Below are 5,185 nucleotides of genomic sequence, written 5' to 3'. Positions count from 1 at the left end.
ACCGCCCCGCCCCCACCGCCCCGCCGTCCCCGACTCCCCGCCCGTACGGGACAATCGGAGCATTGGACAGAACCACGGGGAGGAACCGTGTCCGGATTCGTTGAAAAGCCCGAGCCGATCCAGGTTCCGGGTCTGGTGCATCTGCACACCGGCAAGGTGCGCGAGCTGTACCAGAACGAGGCGGGCGACCTCGTGATGGTCGCCAGCGACCGCATCTCCGCCTACGACTGGGTGCTGCCGACCGAGATCCCCGACAAGGGCCGGGTGCTCACCCAGCTCTCCCTGTGGTGGTTCGACCAGCTCGCAGACCTGGCCCCGAACCACGTCCTGAGCACCGAGCTGCCCCCCGGCGCCCCCGCCGACTGGGAGGGCCGCGCGCTGGTCTGCAAGTCCCTGCGCATGGTTCCCGTGGAGTGCGTGGCCCGTGGCTACCTCACCGGCTCGGGGCTGGCCGAGTACGACGAGACCCGTACCGTCTGCGGCCTCGCCCTGCCCGAGGGCCTCGTCGACGGCTCGGAGCTGCCCGCCCCGATCTTCACCCCTGCCACCAAGGCCGAGGTCGGCGAGCACGACGAGAACGTCTCCTACGAGGAGGTCGCCCGCCAGGTCGGCGCCGACACCGCGGCGGCACTGCGGCAGCTCACCCTGGCCGTTTACTCCCGGGCCCGGGACATCGCCCGCGCCCGGGGCGTCATCCTGGCGGACACCAAGTTCGAGTTCGGCTTCGCGGGCGGGAGCACCGAGGACCTGGTCCTCGGCGACGAGGTCCTCACCCCGGACTCCTCCCGCTTCTGGCCGGCCGACCAGTGGCAGCCGGGCCGTGCGCAGCCGTCGTACGACAAGCAGTTCGTCCGGGACTGGCTCACCTCGGCGGAGTCCGGTTGGGACCGGAAGAGCGAGCAGCCCCCGCCCCCGCTGCCGCAGCAGGTCGTGGACGCGACCCGCGCCAAGTACGTGGAGGCGTACGAGCGCCTGACCGGTCTGAGCTGGTCGTAGGCCGCCGAGGCGAACAGCGGAAAGACCCCCGGCAGGTGCCGGGGGTCTTTCTCATCCTGAGCGAACGACGAGGTTCGAACTCGCGACCTCAACCTTGGCAAGGTTGCGCTCTACCAACTGAGCTACGTTCGCACTGCGCCGTGGTCTTCGCCGTGGCGCGACAGCCACTATACCCAACCCCGCTCCCGCGCGAGCCGCACCGCCGCGTGCCGGTTCTCCGCCCCGATCTTGCTCGCGGCCGACGACAGGTAGTTCCGTACGGTCCCCTCCGCGAGCGAGGCGCGCTCGGCGATCTCCGCGACGGGCGCCCCGTCTGCGGCGTGCTCCAGCACCTCGGCCTCGCGCGCGGTCAGCGGCGAGTCTCCGGCGGAGATCGCGTCGGCGGCCAACTCGGGGTCGACGTAGCGGTTTCCGGCGTGCACCGAGCGGATCAGCTCGGCGAGCCGCTGGGCGCTGACCGTCTTGGGGACGAACCCGCGCACACCTGCCGCGAGCGCCCGCTTGAGATGGCCGGGCCGTCCGTGGCTGGTCACGATCAGCACCCTGCAGGCGGGCAGCTCCGTCCGCAGGGATGTGGCGACCTTCACACCGTCCGCGCCGGGCATCTGGAGATCCAGTACGGCGACGTCCGGCACATGCGCCCGTGCCATCGCCAGCGCCTCCGGTCCGGTGGCCGCCTCGGCGACCACGACGAGGTCGTCCTCCAGGGACAGCAGGGCCGCCAGCGCTCCGCGGATGAGGTGCTCGTCGTCGGCGAGCAGGACGCGGACGGGGATCGTCACGACGCGACCTCCAGCAAGCCCCCGGCGCCCGGCGGCAGCGGCACCTCGGCCGTGAGCCGGAACACGCCCTTGCCGGCGCTCCCGGCCTCCAGCGTGCCCTCCACGGCGGCCAGCCGTTCCCGCAGCCCCGCGAGCCCGGAGCCGCCCGAGGCGACGGAGCGGCCCGTAGCTGCAGGGCGGCCCGGGCTGCCCGAGCCGACGGCGGGGTTCGTCCCGGCCGCGTCCGCCACCCCGTCGTTCTCCACCGTCAGCACCACACGCCCCTCCGACGTCTGCACCACCACGGCGACCTTATCGGCGTCCCCGTGCCGCAGTACGTTCGTGGTCGCCTCCCGCACCACCCAGCCGAGCGCCGACTGCACCTCGGTGGGCAGCCCGGACGTCTCACCACTCACCTCGCAGTCGATCCCGGCCGCGGTGAGTACGCCCCGGGCGCCGGTGAGTTCGACCTCCAGGTCGGTCTCACGGTAGCCGCGGACGACGCCCCGGACCTCTCGCTGCGACTCCTGCGCGATGCGCTGCACCTCGATCATCTGTTCCACGGCTTCCGGCCGTCCGCGCCGGGACAGCTGGACGGCCAGCTCGCTCTTGAGCGCGATCACGGCCAGGTTCCGCCCCATCACGTCGTGCAGGTCCCGGCCGAACCGCAGCCGTTCCTCGGCGACCGCGAGCCGGGCGCGGGTCTCCTTGGCCTCGTCGAGCGTGTAAACCGCGTTGAGCAGCCAGACGGAGAAGATCGAGGTGAAGGCGAGGAACCCACCGGCCACCAGCACGAGGCCCGCCACCGCGGCCGAGGCGATGCCCGGCATGCCCAACGGGAACGAGACGGCACCGGCACCCAGCGCGAAGCCGCCGACGGCGGCGACCACGCGCCGCCGGTTTCGCACGCCGAGCGTGATGGTGCCGGCGCCGAAGCACAGGACGCCTGCGAAGACGGAGCCCGCCGCGGCGTCCACCCCGTCGCCGCCCGGCCCGCGCTCCGCGATCCCGATCGCGCCGATCGAGATCACCGCCGTGAGCACGGCCAGTACCCACAGCAGACGCAGGGGCTGCGCACGTCGGCCGCGCGTCCAGTCCAGTGCCCGGGAGGAGAAGAGCATGCAGACCGCGGCGTGCAGGATGACCAGCAGGGACAGCCCGGTCGCGAGCCGGGGCCCGACCTGGCCGAAGGCCGACACCCCGATCATCAGGATCTCGGTCAGCCCGAAGAAGTGGAACGACCACCGGGTGTACGTCTCCACCTTCGCCGGTGTGCTCTTACGCCCCCACCAGCGCCTTGGCCTGCGCATGCCCTCGCTCGCCCCGCTTTCTCTTGTCCCGGCCCTGGCCCTGGCCCCGGCCCCGGTCCCGGTCCCGGCCCCGGCCCCGGTCCGGCTCTTCCCGTACGTCAGTGCCGCGGTTCCCAGCGGAACCGCCGCTGTACAGCAAACACCGCGACCACGGTCCAGGCCACCGCCGTCGCGGTGGCGCCCAGCGCCTCGTACGCCGACAGGTCGCCGGTCCAGCCGCCGCGCACCAGGGTGACGACGGGGGTCAGAGGCAGCAGCTCGCAGAGGGAGGCCGCGAGGTCGGGGAACATCTCCAGCGGGACGAACATGCCGGAGCCGAGCATCGAGGCGAACATGAACGGCATCGGCGTGACCTGCGCACTCTCCCCGGTCCGGGTGAAGCTCGCGGTGACGGCCGCGAGCGCGGCGCACATCACGAGGCCGAGTACCAGGCCGAGGACGGCCAGGTGAGGCGCGGACGGCGCGGACAGGTCCAGCAGGACGAAGCAGCCCGCCGCCAGCAGCAGGCTCTGCACGAGCCCGGTGAGCAGGGACGGCAGGGCGGAGCCGCCCAGGATCTCGGCGTCCCGCAGTTCGCCGGTGCGCAGCCGCTTGAGGACGAGTTCCTCGCGGCGGACGACGAAGACGCCGACGAGGGCCGAGTAGACGGCGAACAGCAGGGAGAAGCCGACCGCGGCGGGCAGCACGAGCGTGCCCGTGGTGAGCCCGGCCTCGGCGAGGTCCATCTCCTTGGACGCCGACCAGACGCTGGTCGGCAGCACCAGCGGTACGAACAGCGCGGCGAAGACGGTGCCCTTGTTCCGGCCGAGCAGGATCAGTTCGGCGCGGGCGAGTGCCGTCATGCGGCTCATCGGTGTGGTGACCGCTGACCTGGTGGCGCGCGCGGCGTGTGCTTCCGTGTCCGTGGCGCTCATGCCGCGTACTCCTTCGTCGTCGTTCCCTCGGCCGCTCCCGCGGCCGCCTCCTTCGCGATCCCCAGGAAGGCCTCCTCCAGGGACGCCGACCGCATGTCCAGGCGGCGCAGTTCCACGCCGGCCTGCCCGGCCCACACCAGCAGCCCGGTGGCCGCGCGCTGCAGTTCGTGGGTGCGCAGCCTGACGATCCGGCCGTCGACCTCGTGGTCGCCGACGCCCAGTTCGCCGAGCGGCGGCAGGTCGCCGACGAAGTAGCCGTCGGGCAGCTCGAAGGAGATCCGGGAGGGCCGCGAGGCGGTCACCTCGGCCGGAGTCCCCGTGGCGGCGATCCGGCCCTCGTGCATGATCGCGAGCCGGTCGGCGAGCTGCTCGGCCTCCTCCAGGTAGTGCGTGGTCAGCAGCACCGTCGTACCGCTCTCGCGCAGCGCGCTCACCAACTCCCAGGTGTCCCGGCGGCCTTCGGCGTCCAGTCCGGTGCTGGGCTCGTCGAGGAAGAGCACCTCGGGGTCGCCGAGCAGCGCGAGTGCCAGGTCCAGGCGGCGTCGCTGGCCCCCGGACAGCTGCTTCACTCGGGTGTCGGTCTTGGACTGCAGCCCGACCACCTCCAGTACCTCCATCGGCGGGCGGGCCCCGCTCACACAGCCCGCCCACATCCGCGCGGTCTCGGCGACGGTCAGCTCGGAGGGGAATCCGCCCTCCTGGAGCATCACCCCGGTGCGGGGGCGTACGGCGGCGCGCTCGGTGTACGGGTCGTGCCCGAGGACGCGTACCCGGCCGCCGGCCGGAGGGGCGAGGCCCTCCAGCAGCTCGACCGTCGACGTCTTGCCCGCGCCGTTGGTGCCGAGCAGCGCGAAGACCTCTCCGCGGCGCACGGAGAAGTCGATTCCGCGCACGGCCTCGAACCCGCCCCCGTACACACGTCGCAGGTCGGTGACCTCAATCACGTGTTCGTGTCCGTTTGATTGCATGGCTCAAGCATTCCGGACCAGCGGGCCGGACAACAGTGCGGCCTCTCATCACCCGGCATGACAAATGTCAGACGGGGCCGCCTGCGCTCAGGCTCCCGGGTCCCCGGCCCCGGGGCCTCGGCACTCCGGGCTCCGGACGCACGAAAAGACCCCGGTCCTTGAGGGACCGGGGTCTGATTCCCGAGCGGACGACGAGGTTCGAACTCGCGACCTCAACCTTGGCAAGGTTGCGCTCT

Annotated in this window: 5 protein-coding genes and 1 tRNA gene; 1 reads left to right on the top strand and 5 read right to left on the bottom strand. The window is 72.2% G+C overall.

From position 1 onward, the window contains the following. The first annotated feature begins 87 nt into the window (after positions 1-87). Positions 88-996 carry a phosphoribosylaminoimidazolesuccinocarboxamide synthase gene (locus tag ABEA26_RS34835; protein ID WP_345597931.1) on the top strand — a complete coding sequence of 303 codons (909 nt, stop codon included), beginning with the start codon at positions 88-90 and terminating at the stop codon, positions 994-996. 59 nt (positions 997-1,055) lie between these two features. Here ABEA26_RS34835 and ABEA26_RS34830 read toward each other — a convergent pair. The 5 genes from ABEA26_RS34830 to ABEA26_RS34810 form a co-directional block, all read right to left on the bottom strand. Further along, a tRNA-Gly gene (locus ABEA26_RS34830) sits at positions 1,056-1,128 on the bottom strand. Between the two features lie 35 nt (positions 1,129-1,163). Continuing rightward, entirely contained in the window at positions 1,164-1,772 is a 609-nt protein-coding gene (locus ABEA26_RS34825) for a response regulator (RefSeq protein WP_345597933.1), read from the bottom strand. Positions 1,773-1,774: 2 nt separating this feature from the next. Next, positions 1,775-3,067: a sensor histidine kinase gene (locus ABEA26_RS34820; protein WP_345597929.1), complete on the bottom strand. Its 1,293-nt coding sequence runs from the start codon at positions 3,065-3,067 to the stop codon at positions 1,775-1,777. Positions 3,068-3,165: 98 nt separating this feature from the next. Then, a complete protein-coding gene (locus ABEA26_RS34815; protein ID WP_345597927.1) occupies positions 3,166-3,981 on the bottom strand; it encodes an ABC transporter permease in 816 nt (271 codons plus the stop codon). Then, positions 3,978-4,949: an ABC transporter ATP-binding protein gene (locus ABEA26_RS34810; RefSeq protein WP_345597925.1), complete on the bottom strand. Its 972-nt coding sequence runs from the start codon at positions 4,947-4,949 to the stop codon at positions 3,978-3,980. The genes ABEA26_RS34815 and ABEA26_RS34810 overlap by 4 nt, the downstream gene beginning before the upstream one ends. Positions 4,950-5,185: the final 236 nt, after the last annotated feature.

It is taken from the genome of Streptomyces marokkonensis (assembly GCF_039539045.1).
GTDB lineage: Bacteria > Actinomycetota > Actinomycetes > Streptomycetales > Streptomycetaceae > Streptomyces > Streptomyces marokkonensis.
Note: the sequence above shows the minus strand (reverse complement) of the source record. Positions and strands in the feature narration are given on the sequence as shown.

Bases quoted from the DNA above. Each gene is read 5' to 3' on its own strand.
- ABEA26_RS34820 (WP_345597929.1), bottom strand. From the start codon at position 3,067: ATGCGCAGGCCAAGGCGCTGGTGGGGGCGTAAGAGCACACCGGCGAAG.
- ABEA26_RS34815 (WP_345597927.1), bottom strand. From the start codon at position 3,981: ATGAGCGCCACGGACACGGAAGCACACGCCGCGCGCGCCACCAGGTCA.
- ABEA26_RS34810 (WP_345597925.1), bottom strand. From the start codon at position 4,949: ATGCAATCAAACGGACACGAACACGTGATTGAGGTCACCGACCTGCGA.